Annotated in this window: 15 protein-coding genes; 9 read left to right on the forward strand and 6 right to left on the reverse strand. The window is 71.0% G+C overall.

Features of this window, described 5'->3' with window-relative positions:
* Nucleotides 1-18 precede the first annotated feature (18 nt).
* Genes Vlu01_RS06000 through Vlu01_RS06015 form a run of 4 tightly spaced genes read right to left on the reverse strand, consistent with a single transcriptional unit; the run spans nucleotide 19 to nucleotide 5,568 of the window.
* The gene (locus Vlu01_RS06000) at nucleotides 19-1,146 is read right to left on the reverse strand and encodes an alanine racemase (RefSeq protein WP_203995205.1); all 1,128 of its coding nucleotides are present in this window, start codon (nucleotides 1,144-1,146) and stop codon (nucleotides 19-21) included.
* Complete coding sequence (locus Vlu01_RS06005; protein ID WP_203995206.1) at nucleotides 1,143-2,780, reverse strand: IucA/IucC family protein; 1,638 nt, start codon at nucleotides 2,778-2,780, stop codon at nucleotides 1,143-1,145. The genes Vlu01_RS06000 and Vlu01_RS06005 overlap by 4 nt, the downstream gene beginning before the upstream one ends.
* Nucleotides 2,777-4,402 (reverse strand): IucA/IucC family protein, encoded by a 1,626-nt coding sequence (locus Vlu01_RS06010; protein WP_203995207.1) that lies wholly within the window; start codon nucleotides 4,400-4,402, stop codon nucleotides 2,777-2,779. Before Vlu01_RS06010 ends, Vlu01_RS06005 begins: the two co-directional genes overlap by 4 nt.
* The gene (locus Vlu01_RS06015; RefSeq protein WP_239095737.1) at nucleotides 4,399-5,568 is read right to left on the reverse strand and encodes an ATP-grasp domain-containing protein; all 1,170 of its coding nucleotides are present in this window, start codon (nucleotides 5,566-5,568) and stop codon (nucleotides 4,399-4,401) included. The genes Vlu01_RS06010 and Vlu01_RS06015 overlap by 4 nt, the downstream gene beginning before the upstream one ends.
* A gap of 264 nt (nucleotides 5,569-5,832) precedes the next feature.
* Here Vlu01_RS06015 and Vlu01_RS06020 point away from each other — a divergent pair, with 264 nt between their 5' ends.
* Nucleotides 5,833-6,147, forward strand: a complete 315-nt coding sequence (locus Vlu01_RS06020; RefSeq protein ID WP_203995209.1) for an amphi-Trp domain-containing protein — start codon at nucleotides 5,833-5,835, stop codon at nucleotides 6,145-6,147.
* An 81-nt stretch (nucleotides 6,148-6,228) separates the two neighbouring features.
* Here Vlu01_RS06020 and Vlu01_RS06025 read toward each other — a convergent pair whose 3' ends face one another.
* Complete coding sequence (locus Vlu01_RS06025; protein WP_203995210.1) at nucleotides 6,229-6,627, reverse strand: hypothetical protein; 399 nt, start codon at nucleotides 6,625-6,627, stop codon at nucleotides 6,229-6,231.
* A gap of 85 nt (nucleotides 6,628-6,712) precedes the next feature.
* On the opposite strand from Vlu01_RS06025, the gene Vlu01_RS06030 reads away from it, so the two are divergent.
* From Vlu01_RS06030 to Vlu01_RS06060, 7 genes are all read left to right on the forward strand, one after another.
* On the forward strand, nucleotides 6,713-7,333 hold the full coding sequence (locus Vlu01_RS06030) for an L-threonylcarbamoyladenylate synthase (protein WP_203995219.1): 621 nt from the start codon (nucleotides 6,713-6,715) through the stop codon (nucleotides 7,331-7,333).
* Between the two features lie 447 nt (nucleotides 7,334-7,780).
* Nucleotides 7,781-9,733 carry a tetratricopeptide repeat protein gene (locus tag Vlu01_RS06035; protein WP_203995221.1) on the forward strand — a complete coding sequence of 651 codons (1,953 nt, stop codon included), beginning with the start codon at nucleotides 7,781-7,783 and terminating at the stop codon, nucleotides 9,731-9,733.
* A 195-nt stretch (nucleotides 9,734-9,928) separates the two neighbouring features.
* Nucleotides 9,929-10,603 (forward strand): hypothetical protein, encoded by a 675-nt coding sequence (locus tag Vlu01_RS06040; RefSeq protein WP_203995222.1) that lies wholly within the window; start codon nucleotides 9,929-9,931, stop codon nucleotides 10,601-10,603.
* Between the two features lie 252 nt (nucleotides 10,604-10,855).
* A complete protein-coding gene (locus Vlu01_RS06045; RefSeq protein WP_203995225.1) occupies nucleotides 10,856-11,650 on the forward strand; it encodes an SCO2525 family SAM-dependent methyltransferase in 795 nt (264 codons plus the stop codon).
* A gap of 205 nt (nucleotides 11,651-11,855) precedes the next feature.
* Complete coding sequence (locus Vlu01_RS06050; protein ID WP_203995227.1) at nucleotides 11,856-13,697, forward strand: SCO2524 family protein; 1,842 nt, start codon at nucleotides 11,856-11,858, stop codon at nucleotides 13,695-13,697.
* Nucleotides 13,698-14,627 carry an SCO2523 family variant P-loop protein gene (locus Vlu01_RS06055; RefSeq protein ID WP_203995228.1) on the forward strand — a complete coding sequence of 310 codons (930 nt, stop codon included), beginning with the start codon at nucleotides 13,698-13,700 and terminating at the stop codon, nucleotides 14,625-14,627.
* Entirely contained in the window at nucleotides 14,627-15,595 is a 969-nt protein-coding gene (locus Vlu01_RS06060) for an SCO2522 family protein (protein WP_239095720.1), read from the forward strand. The genes Vlu01_RS06055 and Vlu01_RS06060 overlap by 1 nt, the downstream gene beginning before the upstream one ends.
* A gap of 11 nt (nucleotides 15,596-15,606) precedes the next feature.
* Here Vlu01_RS06060 and Vlu01_RS06065 read toward each other — a convergent pair whose 3' ends face one another.
* The gene (locus Vlu01_RS06065) at nucleotides 15,607-16,647 is read right to left on the reverse strand and encodes an SCO2521 family protein (protein WP_203995229.1); all 1,041 of its coding nucleotides are present in this window, start codon (nucleotides 16,645-16,647) and stop codon (nucleotides 15,607-15,609) included.
* Between the two features lie 210 nt (nucleotides 16,648-16,857).
* Between Vlu01_RS06065 and Vlu01_RS06070 the strand changes: the two genes are divergently transcribed.
* Nucleotides 16,858-21,072 carry a HEAT repeat domain-containing protein gene (locus Vlu01_RS06070; RefSeq protein ID WP_203995235.1) on the forward strand — a complete coding sequence of 1,405 codons (4,215 nt, stop codon included), beginning with the start codon at nucleotides 16,858-16,860 and terminating at the stop codon, nucleotides 21,070-21,072.
* Nucleotides 21,073-21,137 lie beyond the last annotated feature (65 nt).

Genomic DNA, 21,137 nt, shown 5'->3' on the forward strand with positions numbered 1-21,137 from the left:
ATCAGAGCAGCGGAAAGCCTAGTGGCCCCAGATCCGGGCGAGAGCGAGTGGTTCTCCGACCGCGAAGTCGGGCGGATCGTGCATGAGGAAGTCGCGGTGGCTGATGTTCCAGGCGTAGGCGCCGGCCATTCCGAAGACCAGCACGTCGCCGACCGCGATGGTCGGACCGTCGCTGGTCTGCGCGAGGACGTCCTTCGGGGTGCAGAGCTGGCCGACGACGGTGACTGGGCCACCGTCGGTGCGCGGCCCGTCGCCACCCCGGGGCACCACCACGTACGGCTGCGAGTGCCCCTTGGCCGCCGGCGTACGCAGGTGGTGGGTGCCACCAGCGACGATCACGAACCACCGGCCCTGGGACCGCTTCACGTCGATCACCTCGGTGAGGTACGACCCGCAGTAGACCGCCACGGCGCGGCCCGGCTCGATCCGCAGCCGCACCGTCGGGTGGGCGTCGGTCACCTCGCCGAGCAGCCGGCCGTAGCGCGGCCAGTCGAAGCGGTCCTCCGGATGGCGGTAGTCCACGGCCATGCCACCGCCGACGTTGACCTCCTCGGCCCGTACCTGCCGCACCGCCCAGTCGGTCACCTCCCGCGCCACGGCGGCGGCGGTCGCCGCGTCGAGCCCGCTGGCCAGGTGCGCGTGCACGCCACGGACCCGGACCCCGACCGGCGGGTCGGCGGCGAGTCGGACCACCTCCGGCGGGTCCATCCCGAACGGGCTCGCCTGCCCGCCCATCACCAGGACCGCGCCGGGCGTCGCGACCGGCAGGTTCACCCGCAGCAGCACGTCGACGGTACGCCCGCCGACCCGGGCCAGGGCGGCCAGCCGGTGCAGTTCGGCGGGGGACTCGACATGTATCCGGGCCACGTCGGCGGCCACCGCCGCCGCGAGATCCTCGTCGGTCTTGCCCGGCCCGGCGAAAGCGGCTACCCGCCGGTCGGGCAGCACGGCCGCGAGATGACGCAGCTCGCCCCGACTGGCGGCCTCGAAACCGTCGACCGTGGGCGCGAGGGTGCGCAGCATCCCCGGATCGGGATTGGCCTTCACCGCGTAGAGCAGCTCGACCCGCTGCGGCAGGGCCGCGCGGACAGCGGCGGCGTGCGTGGCCAGGGCGGTGAGGTCGTAGACGTAGGTCGGCCGGGTCACCGGGCACCCCCCAGCGGGTTGGGCACCGCGACGTAGGACGCCTGCTGGTCGGCTGCCCGGTGCCAGCGCACCAGCAGGTTCGCCTTCGCGGCCAGCGGCGCGCCGTCGAGCAGCGGGGCCAGCTCGGCCGGCTCGCCCAGGTGCGCGTACGCCGTCTCGACGGCTCGCCGGACCGTCTGCCACAGCCGGGGCTCAATGCCGGGGTGACCATCGGCGAGCGCACCGGCGAGACCGGCGAGATGGTTGACGAACAGGCAGTAGATGACCCGTCGGGCCGCCTGCGCGGGGGTGTAGGCGGCCTGCCGGGGGACGCGGTCGGGCCAGGCCGTCAACCGGCTGAGATCCAGCTTCAACCCTTCGAGGTCACGCAGGATCAGCCGCACCGGGCGGCCGTCGGGGTCCAGGACGACCAGCACGTTCTGCAGGTGTGCCTCGTGAATCACGCCATGCCCCAGCCACAGTCGCAGGACGGTGGGGACCAGAAGCTCGACGTAGGCGCGCCACCAGTCGAACGGGTCCGGCACCGCCAGCGGCGCGGCGGCCAGCGCGGCCGCCAACACCACCCGTTCGCCCGGCCGTAGATGTTCGCGTACCCCGGTCCGCAGGATCGTGCCGTACGCCTCGTCCGCGCCCGGCAGGTCGACGGTCCGGTAGGCGGGCTCGCGAAGCAGCCCGACCCGCGTGGGAAGCGTGACGGTGGACAGGTGGTGGGTCAGCGCCACCGCACCGGTCAATTCGTAACGGGCGTTCTTGCGCAGGCAGTTGGTGATGCGTACGTGCAGGCTGGTCTTGAGGAACAGGTCCACCGAGGGGGCGTAGAGCGTCCGGACGCTCGCGGTCGGTCGGATCGGCACCCCGGCCGGGCCGAGCCGGCGCAGCCTCGGGTCGGTCGGCGGCATCAGCGACAGCTGCCACGGATGCACCGGCAGCAGGTGGTGACCGGCTGGCACGGCCGGCGGATCCAGCGGCGCGATCAGCGCGTCGAACGGACCGTCACCCGCGACCAGTTCGGTGGGCACGGCGAGCCAGCTCAGCCGAAAGGTGCTCCGCAGCTCCGGGGCGTAGCGACGCCAGCTTGTCGGATCACCACTGCGCCACTTCGGACTCGGATGATGCGGATGTCCGTACACCAGGGACTGTTCGGAGTCGACGTAGCCGTCCACCACCGGGTCACCGGTCGGGGTGGGGTCGCGCGACGGGCGTCGCCGCAGCAGGGTGGCCAGGGCGTCGCGGCTGCCGAGCACCTGCTCGACGAACTCGTCGTTGACCAGCCCGGTGCGGGCGGTCAGCTCGGCGGCGAGCAACCGGGCGAGCTGACCGCCGTCGACCGGTGTGTCGGCCGCCGGCGGCTCCGGGAGGTCGGGGAGACGGCGGGTGCTGGCGCCCTCCGTCGGTCGGCACCGGACCGGGCCGTCGTAGCGGTGCGCCAGCACGGGGGAGACCCGCGCCAGTCGGCAGGCCAGCGTCAACCCGAGGCGCGGCAACCGGATCCGGAGGATGCCGTCGACGGTCTCGGCGGCACCGTCGGGCGCGGCCACCTCCCGCAGGTAGCAGGAGAGCAGGGTGTGTGCGGCAGCCAGATCGGCGGCGTGCTCCGCCGGCCGGGTGGCCGGCTCGGCCGTCCGCGATGTCACGAAACGCTCCGCAGGTAGTTGGGTCCGGTGCGGCGGTAGAACTTGTTCACGTCGGTGCAGCCGAGCCGCTGCTTGGGCAGCAGCGTGCCGGCGGTGAGCATCGCCTTGACCGGCAGCCGGTCGGCGGTCAGGACACCATCGACGAGATCCCGTGCGGCGGGGGTGTCGCCCCACCGGTCGCGGGCGACGCGCAGCCGGGGCGTGAGCGCCTCGGCGGGGCTGGGCACGGTGACGCCCTGCTCCGCCAGGGCGATCAGGGGTGCCGCCGCCGCCAGGTGCAGGGTGATCGTGACGAACATGTCGACCAGTTCCCCGGGGTGGCGGATCCACATCCGCTGGTCGCGCAGCCGGACCGTGCCCGCGTGCCGGGGGTCCAGCCGGGCACCGTCGTTGTCCTTGTAGAGCAGCCGGACCGGGCCGGCGACCGGCAGGACCAGATGGATGTTCTGCGGATGCGCTTCCAACGCCACTCCGTACCGTAACCACAGGCACACGTGCCAGTCGAGCAGGAGGTCCAGATAGGACCCGAGCAGTTCGGTCGGGTCGTCACCGCCGATGCGTTGGGCGACCGTGCCGGCGGTGGGATCAGCCGCGGCCAGCGCGGCCACCGGCACGACCGTCGCCCGTTCCAGCCCGGCGGGCAGCCGACGCAGCAGAAACGACAGCAGTTCGTCATCGTCGCAGTGACCGAAGGTGCTCTCGTCGGCGTGCAGGATCCGGCCGGCGAAGCGCGGCTGTTCCGCGGCGATCCGGCCCAGCAGCGCGGCCACCGCCGCGCCGTCGGTCAGCGAGTCGGGCGCGAGGGTACGACGGTTGCGGGCACCCAGGGTCGCGGTGGCCAGCGGCAGCTTCAGGTGCGTCGTCGGATCGCTGTCCAGGGCGACGGTCCGCATCGACAGTGTGGGCCGCACCACGCTGCCCGGTAGGTCCAGTACCGGCAGGGCCGACCGGTCGGCGGTGAGCGGATGCACCGGCAGCAACACCTCCCCGGCCTGGCGCGGGGCCGGCCACCAGGCGGGCAGCCGGCCGTGCAGCCGCAGCCTCCGAGCCGGTACGGGCAGCCAACGCAGGGCGAACGCGGCGGCGTGTTCCGGTGCGTACCGGAGCAGTTCGGCGCCGTCGAGCCCGTGGCGGCACCGGTCGGTGGGGTAGACGGGGTGGCCGGCGTGGGCGGCGAGTACGTCGTCGAGGAGAGCTCCACCGAAGCCGGTGGGCGTGCCGACCCGGGCTGCGGCGACCTGGGCGAAGGTGCGCGACCGGGTGGTCGTGGCCAGTCGCCGGGCGAGCAGGTCCTGCCGGCACTCCTCGATGAAGGCGCGCCACCCCTGCTCGGCGTCGGCGTCGTCGTGCGGCGCGAGCACCTTCAACAGCTCCGCCAACGTGCTCACCCGACGTGCCGGCGCCTGACCGGGCGGATGCACGTGCAGTTCGGCGCGGGCGAGCCGGACCGCGTGCCGGAACCCGTCGGGACGCACCGGAAGGCGTAGCCGACCGGCGTGGTGCGGCGCCTGCCACCAGCCGGGACCGTCGAGGCCACCACCGCTGCTGAGGCCGAGATGGTCCTCGCGCAGCAGGGCGTCCAGCACCCGGCGGAACAGCTCCTGCTCTACCGGGTCGGTCACGTAATGACCACCCAGTCGAGTCCGGCGCGGAACTCGACCAGCGCGCGGCCGACGGCGACCGGATCCGACCCGATGGCGTGCAGGACGGCCAGGTAGTCGCGGTTGGTGCCGGTCCTCTCGGCGGTGGTCCCGACCGTCCGCAACGGACGGCAGCCGAGTCGTACTCCGTCGCGTACGGTGTCGACCGGCCCGGGAGCGGCGACGAGCGTGCCGCCGCGCTCGGCGCAGACGTACTCGACCCGGGCGGTCCGCCCGATCGAGGCCGGGGCGGGCAGATCGAAATCGGCCACCGGCTCGCCGAGGTGCAGCCGGATGACGTACTCGAACAGCGGCACCCCGAGCAGGTCGGCGAGGACGAGGTCCATCCGGTCACCGATCAGCCGGTCGTTGACCTCGATCAGACGGGGTCGTTCCCGATGCACGACGAACTCGGTGTGGCAGGCGCCGAACCGTACGCCCAGCGCGTCCAGCTGGGCCTGAACGGCGTCGGCGGTCGCCGGGGGTGCCGGCGCCCACTCCAGGCACAGCTCGGTGAAGGTGGGCGGCGGGCCGAGCGTGGTACGCCAGCCGCCGAGCACGGTCAGCGTCTCGCCGTCACCGAGGGTGTCGTGGGTGCGGACGTCCCCGGGCAGGTACTCCTCCACCACCAGCGACGCGTCCGGTCGTCGGCCGCGGATCTCGGTCACCCGTCGGGCCAGGTCGTCCTCGTCGGCCACCAGGTAGGCGTCTTCGCTGGCGACGCCGTCGCGGGGCTTGACCACGGCGGGAAAGACGTCGAACGTCGGCGGCTCGTCCGGGGTGAGCGTGCGGGCGCGTACCACGTCGAGACCGGCCTCGGCGACAGCCTGCCGGGTGGCGGCCTTGTCCTTGCACCGCCGGGCCGCCTCGGGGTCCTTGCCGGGCAGGCCGAGGCGGCGGGCGGCGAGCGCGGTGGCGGCCTGTAGGTGATCGCTGTTGGAGAACAGGCCCGCCGGGGCGGGCCCGTCCCGGACCGTCTCGGTGACGGCGTGCGGATCTCGCACCGGGCAGCCCCGTGCCGGTACCGTCTCGGGCCAGTCGTCGGGGCGGTCGGTCAGCACGGTGACCGGTACGCCGAGGGCATCGGCGGCCGGCAGCAGGCCGTCCAGCACGGAGTCGGTCGGATTGAGCGCGGTCAGGTACAGCATCACGATCCAGTTCGACGGCGGGCGGTCACCGGACGCGCCAGAAGGCCAGGGACCCCACCTGTTCCTTGCCGACGGTGCGGGTGCTGGCCGCCTCGACCGTAGCGAGCGATGCTGCCATCAGCTCTCCTCCTATTTAGGTAAGGCAGACCTAACCAGGTGGCTGTTGGTCGGGCAAGACCGGAGTCCCGCCGTGGCGCTCCTCAGTGCCGTGTCGGATGGCACCCCTGCGGGCCGGGCACCGGGGGCGGATGCCAGCATGGCGGTATGGATATCTACGAGGACGAGCGCACGGTGTCGCGGGCGGACCTGGCCGCGTGGCTGCGTCAGATGGCGAGCCAGTTGGAGAGCGGGCAGGTCTTCTACGGCGCGGCGGGGGCGATCACGGTCGCCGACGAGGTGCGCTGCGAACTGGAGATCGAGCAGGAGGGCGCCGACGAGTTCTCGATCGAAATCGAGTTCTCCTGGGTCAACCCGAAGGCCGAGCCGGAGAAGGCTACGCCGGAGCAGGCGGAGCGGGAGAAGCCTGCGGCGGCCGAGGCCGACGGGGAGGCCGACACGGCCGGCTCGACCGGCGAGTAACGAGGCACGCCGCCCGAGCGGGTCGACCAGTTAACAGGGGCCCCTTTCTCTACCGTAGGCGTTAAGAGGGGGCCCTTCCTTTCACCGGAGGCGGGCGCGGCCGCGGAACCAGTCGCGCGCGACGTGGGTGTTGAGGGCCACGACCACCCAGGCCAGCAGGCCCAGGCCGACAAGCGTGATCGCGCCGAAGAGCCCCAGCGAGGCGGCGGCCAACAGACCCGCCAGGGCGTACGCCGGATAGGGTGCCCACCGGCGGCGGGTCGCCAGGCTGACCGCGACCAGCGCGCACGCGGTGGCCATCACGGCGAAGAAGGCGACGGCGCCGAGGGAGCCGCTGGTGCCCAGCAGACGGTGCACCGTCGCGAGGGCGAACAGCAGTGCCAGAAGTGCGAAGGCGAGCACGGTGACCCGTACCGGGGTCGGCGTCGTGGGGGGCCGGAGCATGTCCCCGTAGCCGCCGCCGGGCGCGCGTACGACCATAAAGACAACGATGAGCGTCAACGCCTCTCGGGACGTGCCACTGTCGGCAACGCGACACCGCTCTCGGGCGCTCTAAGCTTCGCTGATGGCGAGGTACTTCGACGTGCACCCGGACAACCCGCAACCGCGCATCATCAGCCAGGTGGTCGAGATCATCCGTGCGGACGGGTTGATCGCCTACCCCACGGATTCCTGCTTCGCCCTCGGCAGCCAGCTGGGCAACAAGGACGGCATGGACCGGATCCGCGAGATCCGCGACCTCGACAGTGGCCACCACTTCACCCTGGTGTGTCGTGACTTCGCTCAGCTCGGGCAGTTCGTGCAGCTGGACAACGCGGTGTTCCGGGCGGTGAAGGCGGCCACCCCGGGCCGATACACCTTCATCCTGCCCGCCACGAAGGAGGTGCCCCGGCGGTTGTGGCACCCCCGTAAGAAGACCGTGGGGGTACGCATACCGGCGCATCCGGTCACCCGCGCGTTGCTCGACGCGCTCGGCGAGCCGCTGTTGTCGAGCACCCTGCTGCTGCCCGACGACGAGGAGCCGATGACCCAGGGTTGGGAGATCATGGAGCGTCTCGACCATGCCGTCGACGCGGTGGTCGACGCGGGTGACTGCGGAACCGAACCGACCACGGTGGTGGACTTCTCCGACGGCGAGCCGGAGATCGTCCGGGTGGGCGCCGGTGATCCGTCCCGTTTCGCCTGACGTTTGGGCCTGTTCGCACGGCGGCGGACGAGGCTGGCCGCCACGCCCCCGTACGCCGTGGCGGCCGTCATCCGACTGATCCCAGCACGACCGCCGTCCCGCCAGGTGAAGTCCAAACGATTCCGTACGGGTTGGTACGACATCGATTGTTATCGTCACACCTCGTGGGTGTCATGAAGCCGACCGTGTCCGACGGGCCACCCGACCCGGGCTCGGCCCACTGCCTCGACGAGTTGATCGACTGCCTGCGCGCACTCAAGCTCTGGGCCGGTGATCCCTCCTACGACACGATCACCCGGCGGGTCAACGAGCGGCGGCGAAGCGACGGTCGTCCCGTCGACGAGCTGGCCCGCAGAGGCACCGTCGTGGACTGCTTCAAGACCGGGCGACGGAGGATCAACGCCGGGCCGTCAGGCGGAGCTGACCCGGCTGAGGGACCTGGCCGCGTTGACCGCGGCGCCGGACCTGGCCGCTCCCGGTGCGACCGGACGCGGCGGGCAGGTCTGTGTGCTGGCCGGGATGGCCGGGGTCGGTAAGACCCACCTCGCGGTGCACGCCGGCCAGGTGCTGGTCGACGACGGCCGCTTCGATACGACGCTCTTCGTCGACCTGCGTGGCTTCCACCCGGATCCGGGGCAGCCACCGGCCGAGCCGGGTGCGGTGCTCGACGGCTTCCTGCGCCTGCTCGGTATGTCCGGCCACGAGATTCCGTACGGTCTGGCGGAGCGCGCGACGGCGTTCGGTGAGCGGCTCGCGGGTCGACGGGTGCTGGTGGTGCTGGACAACGCGGCCGGCGCGGAGCAGGTGCGTCCGCTGCTGGCCCGCTGCGCCGGCACCCTGACCCTGGTCACCTCCCGTCGTCGCCTCGCCGAGCTGGACGAGGCGGTTCATCTCGACCTCGATCTGTTCACTCCGCAGGAGGCGGAGCAGTTGCTCGTCCGGTCGAACCCCGTTGTGGCGGTGGGCAACGACCCGTCGGCGCATCGGCGGATCGCGTTGCGCTGCGGGTACCTGCCGCTGGCGCTGAGTGTGGTGGTCGGCCAGATGGCCGCCCGGCCCGGCTGGACGGTCACCGATCACGCCGACCGCCTGGACGAGCGTCACCGGCACCGCCGGCTCGACAGTGGCGTGGAACTGGCGCTGCACCTGTCGTATCAGCATCTGCCGCCGCGGCGGCAGATGCTGATACGACGGATGGCCGCGCACCCTGGCGCGGACCTGGACGAGTACGCTGCCGCGGCCCTGCTGGACACCGACCCGGCCACCGCCGCGACCGACCTGCGTCACCTCGCCGCCGAGTACCTGGTCCAGCAGCCAGTCGCCGGGCGGTACGCCTTGCACGACCTCGTGCGGGCCTACGCGGGCGAACGTGGCCGGGAGGAGGATCGACCGGCGGACCGCCGGGCTGCCCTGACCCGTCTGCTCGACCACTACCTGTACCGCGCGGCCGCGGCGATGGAGGCGTTGTACCCGGCCGAGCGACACCGCCGGCCGCACCTGCCGCCGCGCCCCACGGCGGTCCCACCGTTCGACGAGCCCAGGACCGCGCTGCGGTGGCTGGACGCGGAGCGGGCGACGCTGGTGGCCGTGTGCGTGCACGCGGCCCGCGACGGCTGGCCGCAACACGCCGTGTGGCTCGCCGGCACCCTCTACGTCTACCTCGACAACGGTGGCTATCCGGCGGACGCGATCACGGTGCACGGCGAGGCCGAGTACGCGGCGCGGCTGCTCGGAGATCCGGTCGCCGAGGCCACCGCCCTGACCAACCTCGGTGTGGTGTGCTGGCAGCTGGGCCGCTATCCGGAGGCCATCGGGCATCTGGAACGCGCACTGCCGTTGTTCCGCGCCGCCGGTGACGATCGTGGTGAGGCGCGGGTGCTGGGCAACCTCGGCGTCGTGCACAGCGCGGCCGGGTACTGGGAGCGTGCCGGCGGGTACCACGAGGTGGCGCTCGACCGCTTCGTGCAGCTCGGCGACCGGGTGGGTGAGGCCAACACGCTGACGAACCTGGGCGCCGTCCACGAACGGTCCGGCCGTCCCGGTGTCGCGGTCGACCAGAACAGCCGCGCCTTGGCGATCTTCCGTGAGCTGCGGCATCGCGGCGGCGAGGCGACCGCGCTGAACAACCTCGGCGACGCCCATGTCGCGTTGGGCCGATTCGCGGACGCCGTCACCTGCTACGAACCGGCGCTCGCCCTGTTCCGCGACATCGGCGAACGGTACGGCGAGGCGTGCGTCCTCAACGGACTGGGGCGGGCGCTGGCCGGGCAGGGCGCCCGGGACGAGGCGGTCGCCCGGCACGTTGAGGCGCTGGCCCTGGCCACGGAGATCGACAGACCCGAGGAGCGGGCCCGGGCCCGTCACGCGCTCGCCCGGCTCGGTGCGCCGATCGACGCGTAGGCGGACCGGCGACTGATTCACGCAGGCCGACCCCGCGACGTGCGGGCCCGGCCCGACCGGGTCGAGGTCCACCCGATGCCGGTGACCGGCTTTCGTTGCCTGAGGCGAAAGTTCGGTAGGTGGTTTTGCGACTATCGACGTTGCTGATGGTAAGGGCTACGCTCCCAGGCAACAGCCGTCGATACGAGGGGTGTCATGTCCCGTCGCACCGGAAAGCCTTCCTATCTGGTCGCTCCACCGGCGCGGCAGACCCGCGCGAGGGCGCAGATGGTAGCCGCTGCCGCCGCGGCGGTCCTGGTGGCGGCCCTGGTCGGCGGGTTGGTCGGGCACGCTGTCGGTCGGCCGGATCCGATCGAGGAGAGCGTGGCGCAGATACGTCAGGCCGACGCCGAGCGGGACGCGCAGCAGATCGTCGAGCTGACCGAGATGGCCCATCGGACAGGGGAGGAACTCGCGCCGATCATTCGTGGCATCAGGGACGCCGAGGCGGGGCGCACGCCCGAGCAGGCGCAGCTCGACCAGTGGCAGCAGACCATGCGGCGGCTGACCGCGCAGTTCGCCGATCCGCCATCGGGCATGACCGCCACCAACGTCGCCCGTGGAGGTCTGCGTAGCGCCGTCGACCAGGCGACCGTCGCGGTCGACACCGTCGCTCTCGCGCTGGCCAAACCGACCACCGGGCGTACGGAACTGATGTCGCTGGCGACCCGGCAGGCGACTCTCGCCGTCACCACGTGGTCGGTCGCCGCGACCCAACTCGACCAGATCAACGTCGACGCCGGACAAGGCCACCAGCACGTGCACCTCGACGTGGGCGAGGTGGAGGGCGCGCTCGGTCCGGACGGCTCGGCCGAGGGCGTCGGCGGCTGACACCCTCCACAACGGGCTGAGCCTCCCTGCCCGCCGGTTCACCCCGCTTGGTCGCCCGGCATCGCGGCGATCGGAACCGCCGTGGTCGGTACCGATCAATCATCTCGACGACGGAACGCCGACCGATGATCGCGCTCGCGTCAACGTCGGCACTTGCGAATCGGCATCGCGTCCGATGCATAATGGGCAGCGGGCCAAGCGCGTCGGGGCAAACGACCAAAGTGATCTGCCGACTTCAATGGAGGCACCTCCATGGCATTGATTCCGGCGGCTGGTGCAGGCTGTAGCGGGCCGTCGACCCCGCCGCCACGAGTCGGGTCCCCACGAACTGTCAATTCCGAGGTCGAGTGGGATGGCTTCGACCCGCGCGCCTACGTCCAGCACAACTACTCGGTTCTGCGCGACGATGATCGTGAAATTCTCTGTCGGATCAGAGACTTTTTCGCGAGTGCGAATGTCGCCGACGCGCACTGTGTCGACGTGGGATCGGGGGCAAACCTCTACCCGGCGCTGTCCCTTCTGCCATTCGCGCGCAGCGTGGAACTCTGCGAATATTCCACGGCTAATGTGTGCTGGTTGCGGAGCCAGATCAGCGGCTATGACGACTGCTGGGACGCGTACTGGCAGGTGTGCGCGGAGCACTCGGCGTACGCGGCGCTGACCGACCCCCGTGGTCACCTGGCCCGGGTGGGTCGGGTGCTGCAGTTGAGCGTCTTCGACCTGCCCAGGAGGGCCTGGGGCGCAGGCACCATGTTCTTCGTGGCCTGCTCGATCTCGGCCGACCGGGCCGAGGCGGAGCATGCCATCGGTCGGTTCCTGGGAGCGTTGCAGCCCGGTTCGCCGTTCGCCGCGGCGTTCATGCTCGGATCGAACGGCTACCGCGTCGGGCAGCACTGGTTTCCGGCCGTGCAACTGCAGCGCGCGGAAGTGGTGGCGAGTATCGCGGCCGGCGCGTACGACGTGGACATGCACGAGGTGCGGCCGACACCGTCGCTGCGCGACGGGTATCTGGGCATGTTGCTGGTGACCGGACGTAGCCGCGGCTGACCTCGCGCATTGTCCGTCCCGGATCCCCGCACCCCGCTCAGCTGGACACTCGGACCATCCGGGTTGACCGGTAGATCGGTACGCACGGCGGTTCAGGTCACGCTCCGGCAGGGATACGATGATGGGTGCAGGTCATCGTGATCAGCGTGGGCCCGGCAACATTCAGCAGCTCCGTTTCGACGACTACAGCAGACGGTGGTGGACCATGCGCATGCAGCCGCGCCAGGAGATTCTCGACATCTGGCGGGCCACGGTGCGTAGCTGTCTACGCAACGGCGATTGGGATTGGGGCGGCCGGAGCGGCTCCAATTCCATCAGTGACGCGGAGCAACTGCTGACCCTGCTGATGCCGGCGACCAAGATCCCGGTGCTGGCGCTGGACGATCCGGACCGAATCGACGAGGAGGTCATCGAGGCCCTCGGCGCGATCGGTGGCGCGATAGAGATTCCCCGCCGACTGGTCAGGATCATGACCGAGTACTTCGTCCGCTACACCGATGACAGCGGTGCGCCGACCTTTGGTGGCGGCACCTACCTCACCCCGGTCGAGGGTGGTCCGGACCTCACCGAGGAACAGCGCTCCATGGACGTGGTCGACTCGTTCGCGGTGTCGGTCACGCTGACCCTGGCGACCATCGGTTTCGTGAAGGTCTACCGTCCCTCCACGCAGCGGGCCGACCTGCGTGCCCAGTTGGACAAGTTGGAGGAGATGGCCAGCCTCCGCCTCACCGCGGCCATGGTCGGACTGCTGCGTAGCTTCAGCACCTCGGTCTTCGCGGCCACCGACGAGTTCGGCATCCGGCTGTGCGACATGGTCAACCAGGACGAGTTGCCGCGCCGTGAGGTCGTGGCCGCGCTGCGCGCGCAGTTGCGGGACACCATGGCGAGCCTGCGCAACGTCGTGGTCGGATCCGGTCAGGTCACCGAGGACCTGGACAACAGCGAGATGCTCTTCGAGTGTGGCTGGTCGTGGGGGACCGTGGCCGGCGCCGAGGAGGTCGAGACGACCGAGGCGATCGGCCCACAGCGCGAAGGCTCGGCGGAGAACGCACCCTACCTCTACTTCACCGTGATCGCCGTGGACGCCATCGACGATCTGAACTCCGAACGGACCCGCCTGCTCGGTCTGCTCAACGAGGAGCAGCAGCGGCTGTTCCGCATCCTGCAACTGCGCTGGGAGTTGACCCGGCGGTACTGGGCGACGGTGGCGACCTTCGGCAACCGACGCCGGTGGCCGATCGAGGACATTCCCTGGCGTACCACCGACGGCGACCGGACCGACTACTACACCTTGCAGGCCACCTCGCTGGCGGTGAAAGGGCTGGTCGCCAGTGGGCGCGGCGGTGACGAGGAGTTCGGGCGGATCGGCAACGTGCTGGTGGAGTTGGCGCAGCGGGGCCGGATCACCCGGCGCGCCTCCCCTGACGAGCCCGCGTTGGTCGTGCACGCACCGGGCAAGCAGGTGACCCTGAACGACGCCACGTCGAAGCCGATCATGACGTGGAACGTCAACGAGTTCTCCACGGTGCTGCTCCAGCGAGCCACCACCGTCGCCGGCCTGCTGAACAATGCCCGGCACCGCAGCGAGATGCTCGAACTCGCCGACGAGGTGTGGGAGCACCTCCTGCGGCGGCGTATTCCCGAGGGTCGGCACCAGGGTTTGTGGGATCACGCCGGAGGCGCCTTTCCCGCGCTGGCGCCGCTGCCCGAGGCACCCTCCTGGTACCTGACCGAGCGCGTCGTACAGGCCCTGGTCAACGCTGCGCAGTTGCTCTGGGAGCGGCCGTTTCCCCGAGCCTTGAACCTTGCCACCTTCGCCCAGGATCTCATCGACGAAGCCGAGTACGTATTCGACCGTGAGCTGATCAGCGGCACGTTCGCCGGTGAGGCGATGCAGCGCAGCATGCGGAGTATCCGCGCGACGCTGCGTCGCGCACAGTCGCTCGTGGACGGCCAGCCGGGCACGGCAGCCGCCCTGGCGAGCACCCTGCTGCTCCAGCTCAACGACATCACCACCGGCCAACAGAAGGCCAGCGAGGGGATCTGAATGCTGGTCTTCGTCACGTCACACAAGGGTGGCACCGGACGTTCGGTGACTGCGGCGAACATCGCCTACCGCAGCGCGCTCTCCGGTCGCTCCACCTGCTATCTGGACTACGACTTCGGATCGCCGACCGCCGGCATCACGTTCCAGATCCCCCAGGCCACCAACGGCATCGAGGGCGCCGGCCCGAACGGCGGCGGCCTGCACCGGTATCTGCGCGGCGAGATCCCGTCACCGGAGCAGTTGGACGTGTGGGGCACCTCGGAACGGGTCAGCCTGCGCCAACGACCGACCGGCTCGGGCTCGCTGGTGCTGTTGCCCGGGCAGCGCAACGGCAGCGAGTTCGGCTTCACCGACGACATCGGTCGACGTTGCGCCGAGCTGTTCCTCCGGCTGGAGGAGGAGTTCGACCTGACCCTGGTGGATCTGAGTGCCGGCCGATCGTACGCCAGCCAGATCGCGTTGGCGGCCACCGCCAACCGGACCCTGCGCAAGGTGACCGTGCGGTGGTTGGTCTTCCACCGCTGGACGCCCCAGCACGTGATGGCGGCGGCGGACCTCGCCTTCGAGGCCGGCGGGATCCTGGCCATGGGCAAGGAGTACGGCCACGAGCCGGACCGGCTACGGGAGTCACTGCGGTTCGTACGGACCGCGGTGATCGATTCACGCGGCCCCGAGGTGGGCCATCTTGATCTGGCGCAGCAGGCGTTCCTGCGTCGATGCGACTCGGAACTGGCGGAACTCGCCCGCAGGCGGGGCACCGGCCGGACCACCCTGCTCGGCGCGGTGCCGTTGGATCCGCTGCTGCAATGGCGCGAGCAGCTGATCTCGGACAACGACGTGCAAGCCAAGATCGCCAACGCCAGGACCGTGGACGCCTTCGTGGAGCTGACCGAGCGGCTCTTCGACGAGACCGCATGGGAGACCGTGTGATGAGCGTGGATGTCAGGTTTCAGGAGGCAGCCGCGGTGCGTCGTACGGAGAGCGTGCCGTACTCGCATCTGTCGGTGGAGTTGGGGCACGTCTACGCCGAGGACTTCGGCGACGGATGCCGGGACCTACGGCGCAAGTTCGCCCGGATCGCGGACTGGGCGCAGGCGATTCCGGCGCTGGCACGTCGAGGGCTGCGCCCCCACCGGCAGCCCCGGATCAGCACCTGCTTCCTCGTCGATGACTACTTCCACCGGTTCGCCACGCCGCGTGAGGTGATCCCGCAGGTGCAGCAGGCCGCCGCGGAGCACGGATTGGTGCTCGACTACGTGGCCCGCGAGTCCAGCTTCGCCCGCTACGACGACGTCGAACTGGCCCGGCTGGTGGTGGACACACTGGTCGTGGAGCCGCCACGGCACACCACGGGGAGCCGCCCCCCGCTGAGTGAGTCGGGCTGGCTGTCCAACGGCAAGCGTTCGCCGGGGCACGCCGACGCGCCCGCGATGACGCTGCCGTTGCCATGGTCCCCACCGCTGCAGTCCGGCGACGCGCCGCACTCCATCTTCGTCGACATCGAACTGTGGTCCGACGAGCCGGACCGCCGGGTGTGGGCGTGCGCGCTGCTCGCCTCGGTGTGGCAGATGACCCGACTGGGTGTGTTGCGGCACCGGGGTCAGACGATCACTCCGCCGTACCGGCTGCCCCCCGACGAGCCGTTGCCGACCGACTGGGACCGGCTGCCCGCGATCGTTCAGTTGAACCCGGACGCCACGCCGTTCTGCGGATACCGCACGGTGACGCTGATGGACACCCGGTACCTTCCGGTCGAGCTGGCGGTGCGGACCATCCTCGGGCAGGTGGCGGTGCCACCTGCGGTCGCGCGGCAGGTCGCCAAGCGGGCCGGCAGTGAGGGCCTGGAACTGCCCGATGAACTGGTCGACCGGCTGAGCTACGTGTTCATCGGGGAGTGAACCGGCCGGCCTCAGCCGTGCGGCGTCTGCGCGCCGCGACCGACCCGGCGGCCCGTCGGGCCACTGCCGGCGGTCGAGAGCGGTTCGGTCAGTGTGGCGTGCCCGCACGACTGGCTGACCGCCGCCCGACCGGCCAGGTCCCGCAGGATGGCCATGTTGCCGACGGTGATCTGATCCCGGATCCAGCTCACCGACGACTGCCACTGCCGGCTGAACCCGGGCACCTGTTCCAACCGGTCCCAGATCGGCCGTAGTCGTGGGTCGACCCGGGCGCCCGGCAGCCACAGGTGCAGCAGATGCTCCAGCACCGGTCGTAGCCGCTCGATGTGTTCCTGCGTGGAGCCGGTGCGGGTCACCGCGGCTTCCACCAGGGCCGACAGCATGGTGAGCAGCCAGTCGTGCAGGGCGAGGTCCTCGCAGAGACCGGCGACCGCCGCCGGCACGTCCTGCGGGCTGACCGTGAGGCGTACGGTGCGCAGCGTCGGTGAGTCCACCGCGACGTCGGCCGTGGCGCTCTCACCCGGCTGCTGGTGCACCTGCGCGGTCCACCGCAACCGGGTGCGCGCCGCCCGCAGTGGTGGGCGCCGGTCCAACAGGTCGGACATCTGCACGCTGTCGAGCACCCGGCCGGTGATCGCGTCCAGGTTCAGCACGTCGGCGGCGTTGCCGTGCAGGAAGCCGTTCGTCAGGTCGTCGGAGTCCAGTTTGCCGACCGTCTCCAGCACGCCCGAGTTGGCCAGGTAGTGCGACCACGGCCGGCGGCGCTCCCCGGCGACGACCTGGATGATGGAGGAGGCCTGCACGATCCGGCCGCCGGTGATGACGGCCCGGGTCACCACCGCGCCCACCCCCCGCAGCTGACGGTTCTTGGCGCTCGGTAACCAGCAGTCCACACCGGTACGGACGTCGGGTGACACCGCGTACAACGACGGCCGCCGCGAGGTCAGCACGGCCTCGCCCTCCACCAGGCTGAGCACCTCGGCGCTCTGGTCCTGCGCCAGCGCCGTGCTGTGCTGCAGCAGGCTGGTGTGCACCTCGCCCACCGTGAGCATGGTTCCTCCGCATCGGCACCACGGGGGAGACCGGCAGGCATGGGCCTGCGGCCGGTGACCGGACCGAATCCGTCCCGCGGTCATCATAGGCCCATCCATGGCGGGAAGGCCGATATGTGCCCGGGGTGCGAACGTCACGGGACCGATGGATGTGACAACGGCTGATATTTTAAGAATGCGGTCGCCAGCCACCCCTGGAGTTTGCCGTCGATGAAGGTCTACATTTCAGCCACCCAAAAGGACCTGCTGGAATACCGTGCGGCCGTACACGCCGTGGCGCGTCGTCTGGAAATCGAGGACGTCGCCATGGAGGCGTACGGCGCCGACATCCGCCCGCCCTTGGAACGCTGCCTGACCGACGTACGCCGCTGTGATCTCTACGTGGGTCTCTTCGCCTGGCGCTACGGTTACCGGCCACCCGGCCAGGAATCCTCCATCACGGAGCTGGAATACCGTGAGGCGCTCGCGACCGGCAAACCGTGCCTGATCTTTCTGCTCGCCGAGGACACGCCCTGGCCGGTGGACATGATCGACCGCAACGGCGACTGGCAGCAGATCGTGGCGTTGCGGCACGAACTGAAGGAACGTCACCTCTGCGCCTTCTTCTCCAGCGTGGACGATCTGTCGGCGAAGGTCACCGTGGCGCTTGCCGACGTGCGCAGCGGCCGGTCACCGGCGCGGGAACCGGGCGACCCCGACACTCACCTGCCGGAGACGGTCCGCAGCCAGTACCACAAACAACTCCGGCTGCGCTATCAGGCCGTGCCGCTGGACGCGGTCGCGCCACGGCCCACCATCGGCTACCTCACCGTCGGCCTGTCCAACGTGTTCGTCGAGCCGAGAGTGCACGAGGACGCCCGGCCGGAGATGCCGCTGGCCTGGTGGCGCTGGGCGGGATCAGGCCCGGACGGCGATGCCGGCGCGCTGCCCGGCGTGGTGGACCCGAGGGACGTGGAGCGGCTCTGGGAGGAGTACGCGGCCAAGGAGGCGTCGCCGCTGTTCGACGTGGTCTGCGACCCGGCCCGCCGAGCCATGGTGCTGCTCGGCGATCCCGGCTCCGGCAAGTCGGCCGCCGCCCGTTACCTCGCCCTGGCGTTGGCCGGGGTCTGTGAGGAACCCCGGTTGGCGGAGCTGGACCAGTACCTTCCCGTCCTGGTCGAGCTGCGGTCGTACGCGGAACATCGTGACGACGGTCGGTGTGACGGCCTGCTGGACTACGTCGGCCACCGGCACCAGCAGGGTCTGGCCGGAATCGATCGGGACGTGCTGGAGGCGTACCTGCGACAGGGTGGTCAGGCCCTGTTCCTCTTCGACGGGCTGGACGAGGTGTTCGATCCGGCGCAGCGGGAGGAGATGGCCGCGCAGATCGCCACCTTCGCCAACGAGTACCCCGGGGTGCGTACGGTGGTCACCTCGCGGGCGGCCGGGTACCTGCGGCACACCTTCGCCAACGCCGGATTCGACCACTTCACGCTGGAGGATCTCGACGACGAGCGGATCGCCCGGTTCCTCGGCAACTGGTACGAGTACGTGGTGCCGACTCCGTCGGTCGAGGCCGACCGGCAGCGGCGGCAGATCCTCGACGTGGTGCGACGGTCACGGGCGATGCACGAGATCGCCGGTAATCCGTTGCTGCTGATGCTCATGGCGATCGTCGGTCGGGACCGCCCGCTGCCGAGAAACCGTCGCCGGCTCTACGCACACGTCACGGATGTGCTGATCTCGGAATGGGACGTGACCAAGCAACTGCGGGAGAGACACGGCGACGTGCCGCCGCTGGACCCGCAGGCGAAGCTGCGGCTGTTGCGCCACCTGGCTTTCTGGATGCAGTGCCGGGAGTCGGGGCCGGCCGGAAATTACATCGAGGCGGATGAACTGTCGCGGATCTTTCGCGATCACCTGGTCGAGTTCTACGGTTTCGAGAACGAACGCGCGCACGCCATGGCGTACTCGATGATCAACAAGTTGCGCCAGCGCAGTTTCATCCTGGAACGGTACGGGCTGCGCCTGTTCGGGTTCGTGCACCGTACGTTCCTGGAGTACTTCTGTGCCGAGGAGATCGTGGACAGGTTCGATCATGACCCGGACACCTGGGGGATCGACCAGTTGCGTGCGCTGTTCCGGGAGAACTGGGCAGATCCGTCCTGGCGGGAGGTGCTGCGGCTGGTCGCCAGCGCCCTGCCCGCCGAGGTCGCCAACGGTCTGGTGACCCTGCTGGCCACCGAGGTCAACCGCCCGTGGCCGCCGCTGAACCTGCCCAGCCCACCGTGGAACCTGGTGTTGGCCGCGCAGTGCGTGGCGGAGGCGCCGCAGCCCGCCGGGCTGGCCGGCGCCGGCGAGGCGGTGCTACGCCAGGTCGTGCTGCTGATCGAGCACGGCATGTCGACCGACGATCCGAACCTCGTCGAGGTCACCGAGCAGGAGCTGCTCAGCTCCATCCGCGCGCTCGGACCACAGTGGCCCGGACGGGCCGTCTTCCTGCACTGGTATCGCCGTCGCGGGGTGCGCACCAGTTGGCGCTCGGGCTCGACCTTCGCCACCCGGTCGGCGGCGGCGCTGTCCACCGCCGATGAGCAGCTGGAGGAGCTGCTGGTCCAGGAGCTCGGGCAGGGCCGCGAGCGGCAGGCGCGGATCGCGCTGGTGGCCGGTCTGGCCGAGGCCGCCGGGAGGTTGGACGCCACCGGCCGAAGTCGTCGCCACTACCAGGACCTGTTGCTCGCGCAGGCGCGGGCGGAAGGCTCGACCACGGTGCGGCAGGCCGCGGTGCGGGCACTGGTCGCCAACTTCGGTGCCAGCGGCGGCGACCTGGTCGAGATGCTGCGGGACCTCGCCGGTTCCCCCGACGCGGCGGTCCGGGCTCTGGCGGTGCAGTCCCTCGGCGGGCGGGCCGAGCTGGCCAAGGACGTCCGGCGGCTGGTGACGCGGGCGACGGAGGACCGGGACACCGGCGTGCGGCGGGCCGCCGTGACGGTGCTCGCGGCTCGCTGCCTCGACCTGCCCGACGTCACCGAGACGCTGCACCGCCTGCTGGCCACCGACACCGATCCCGGCGTGGTGCAGGCCGCGCTGCGTTGCCTGCTCACCCTCCCCGAGCAGAGCGAGACGGCTCGCGGTCGGGCCCTGTCGCGGATCGTCGGTGACTCCCACGACGAGGTGCGGCGCTGCCTGGTGTGCGACCTGCTACCGGGGCAGGGCGGCACGGACGCCACCGAGCTGCTGCTCAAGCTGGCCGGCTCAGATGCCTCGGCGCGGGTGCGCGCAGTCGCGGTGCAGCGGCTGGTGCTGGTCACCGACCCGGACGGACGGTGCCGGGACCGGCTGGTGGACCGGATCGAGCAGGACGAGGACGCGGCGGTGCGGGCGGCGGCGGTGGTGGCGTTGACCGACCGGTACCGCGTGGACGACAGCGGATGGGCGGTGGCCGCCCGGGCGGCGCGGGTGGACGACGACGCGACGGTGCGCCTCGCCGCGGTTCGTGCGATGGCCGAGGCGTACCCCGATGACCGCACCGGCGAGCTGCTGCGGGAACGGGCCCGCCAGGATCCCACCGCCGGGGTCCGGCTCGCCGCCGTCGACCTGCTCACCGGCCGACCACCGCTCGGGCCCGCCACGCGCGAACTGCTCATCAGCCGGGCCGCCCGAGAGCGGGACCCGATCGTCCGGCTTCGCGTCACCCGCAGCCTGGCCCGTCTCGGTGATCCGCTCGACGCGGCGGTGGTGGAGTGCCTCGCCGAGCAGGTCCGCCGGGATCCGGATCCGAACGTGCTACGCGCCGCAGCGCAGGCGTTGGCGCGCCACGGTGAGACCGACGCGCTGGTGGAGACGCTGTCGCGACGGGCCCGCCGGGACAGCTACCCGGGCATCCGCCTGGCCGCCGTGGAGACCCTCAGCGCGTACGGCGGTTCGGACGTGGTCACCGATGTGCTGCTGGAGTGCATCGGCTCCGACACCGACCCGGCGGCGTTCGACGCGGCGGTGGGCTGCCTGATCGCGCGGGGTGAGACCGCGATGGCGGTGACGCTGCGGTTGATGCGTCGGTTGGTCGATCGGGATCCGGCGATCCGGGCTCGCATCGCCGCCGCGCTCGGCGAGCATTTCGGTGACGATCCGGAAGTCCGGGTGTTGCTGGTGGGGCTGGTGCGCGACGATCCGGCGCTGGAGGTGCGTCGCCGGGCCGCGGAGCAGCTCGCGGCCAACCTGGCCGACCAGACCGGGGTGCGGGACTTGCTGATGCGGCTGGTGGACGACGAGGACTGGGAGATCCGCCGCACCGCGTTGCTCGCGCTCGCCCGGCACTACGGTGCGGACACCCGGACCCGGCCGATACTTGTCGGGCTGGCCGGTCAGCCCGACCCGACGGTAAGCGGACTCGCCGGGCAACTGTTGGCGACGCTGCCCGGCACCGGCCCGGACGACTTCCCGTGACCGGCTGCCCCAGCGGTGGCCGACGCGGGCTGGCCGTGGCCGGTCGGCGCGGCGGCCGGTCGATC

The sequence above is a fragment of the Micromonospora lutea genome, from assembly GCF_016863535.1.
In the GTDB taxonomy this organism is placed as follows: Bacteria; Actinomycetota; Actinomycetes; order Mycobacteriales; family Micromonosporaceae; genus Micromonospora; species Micromonospora lutea.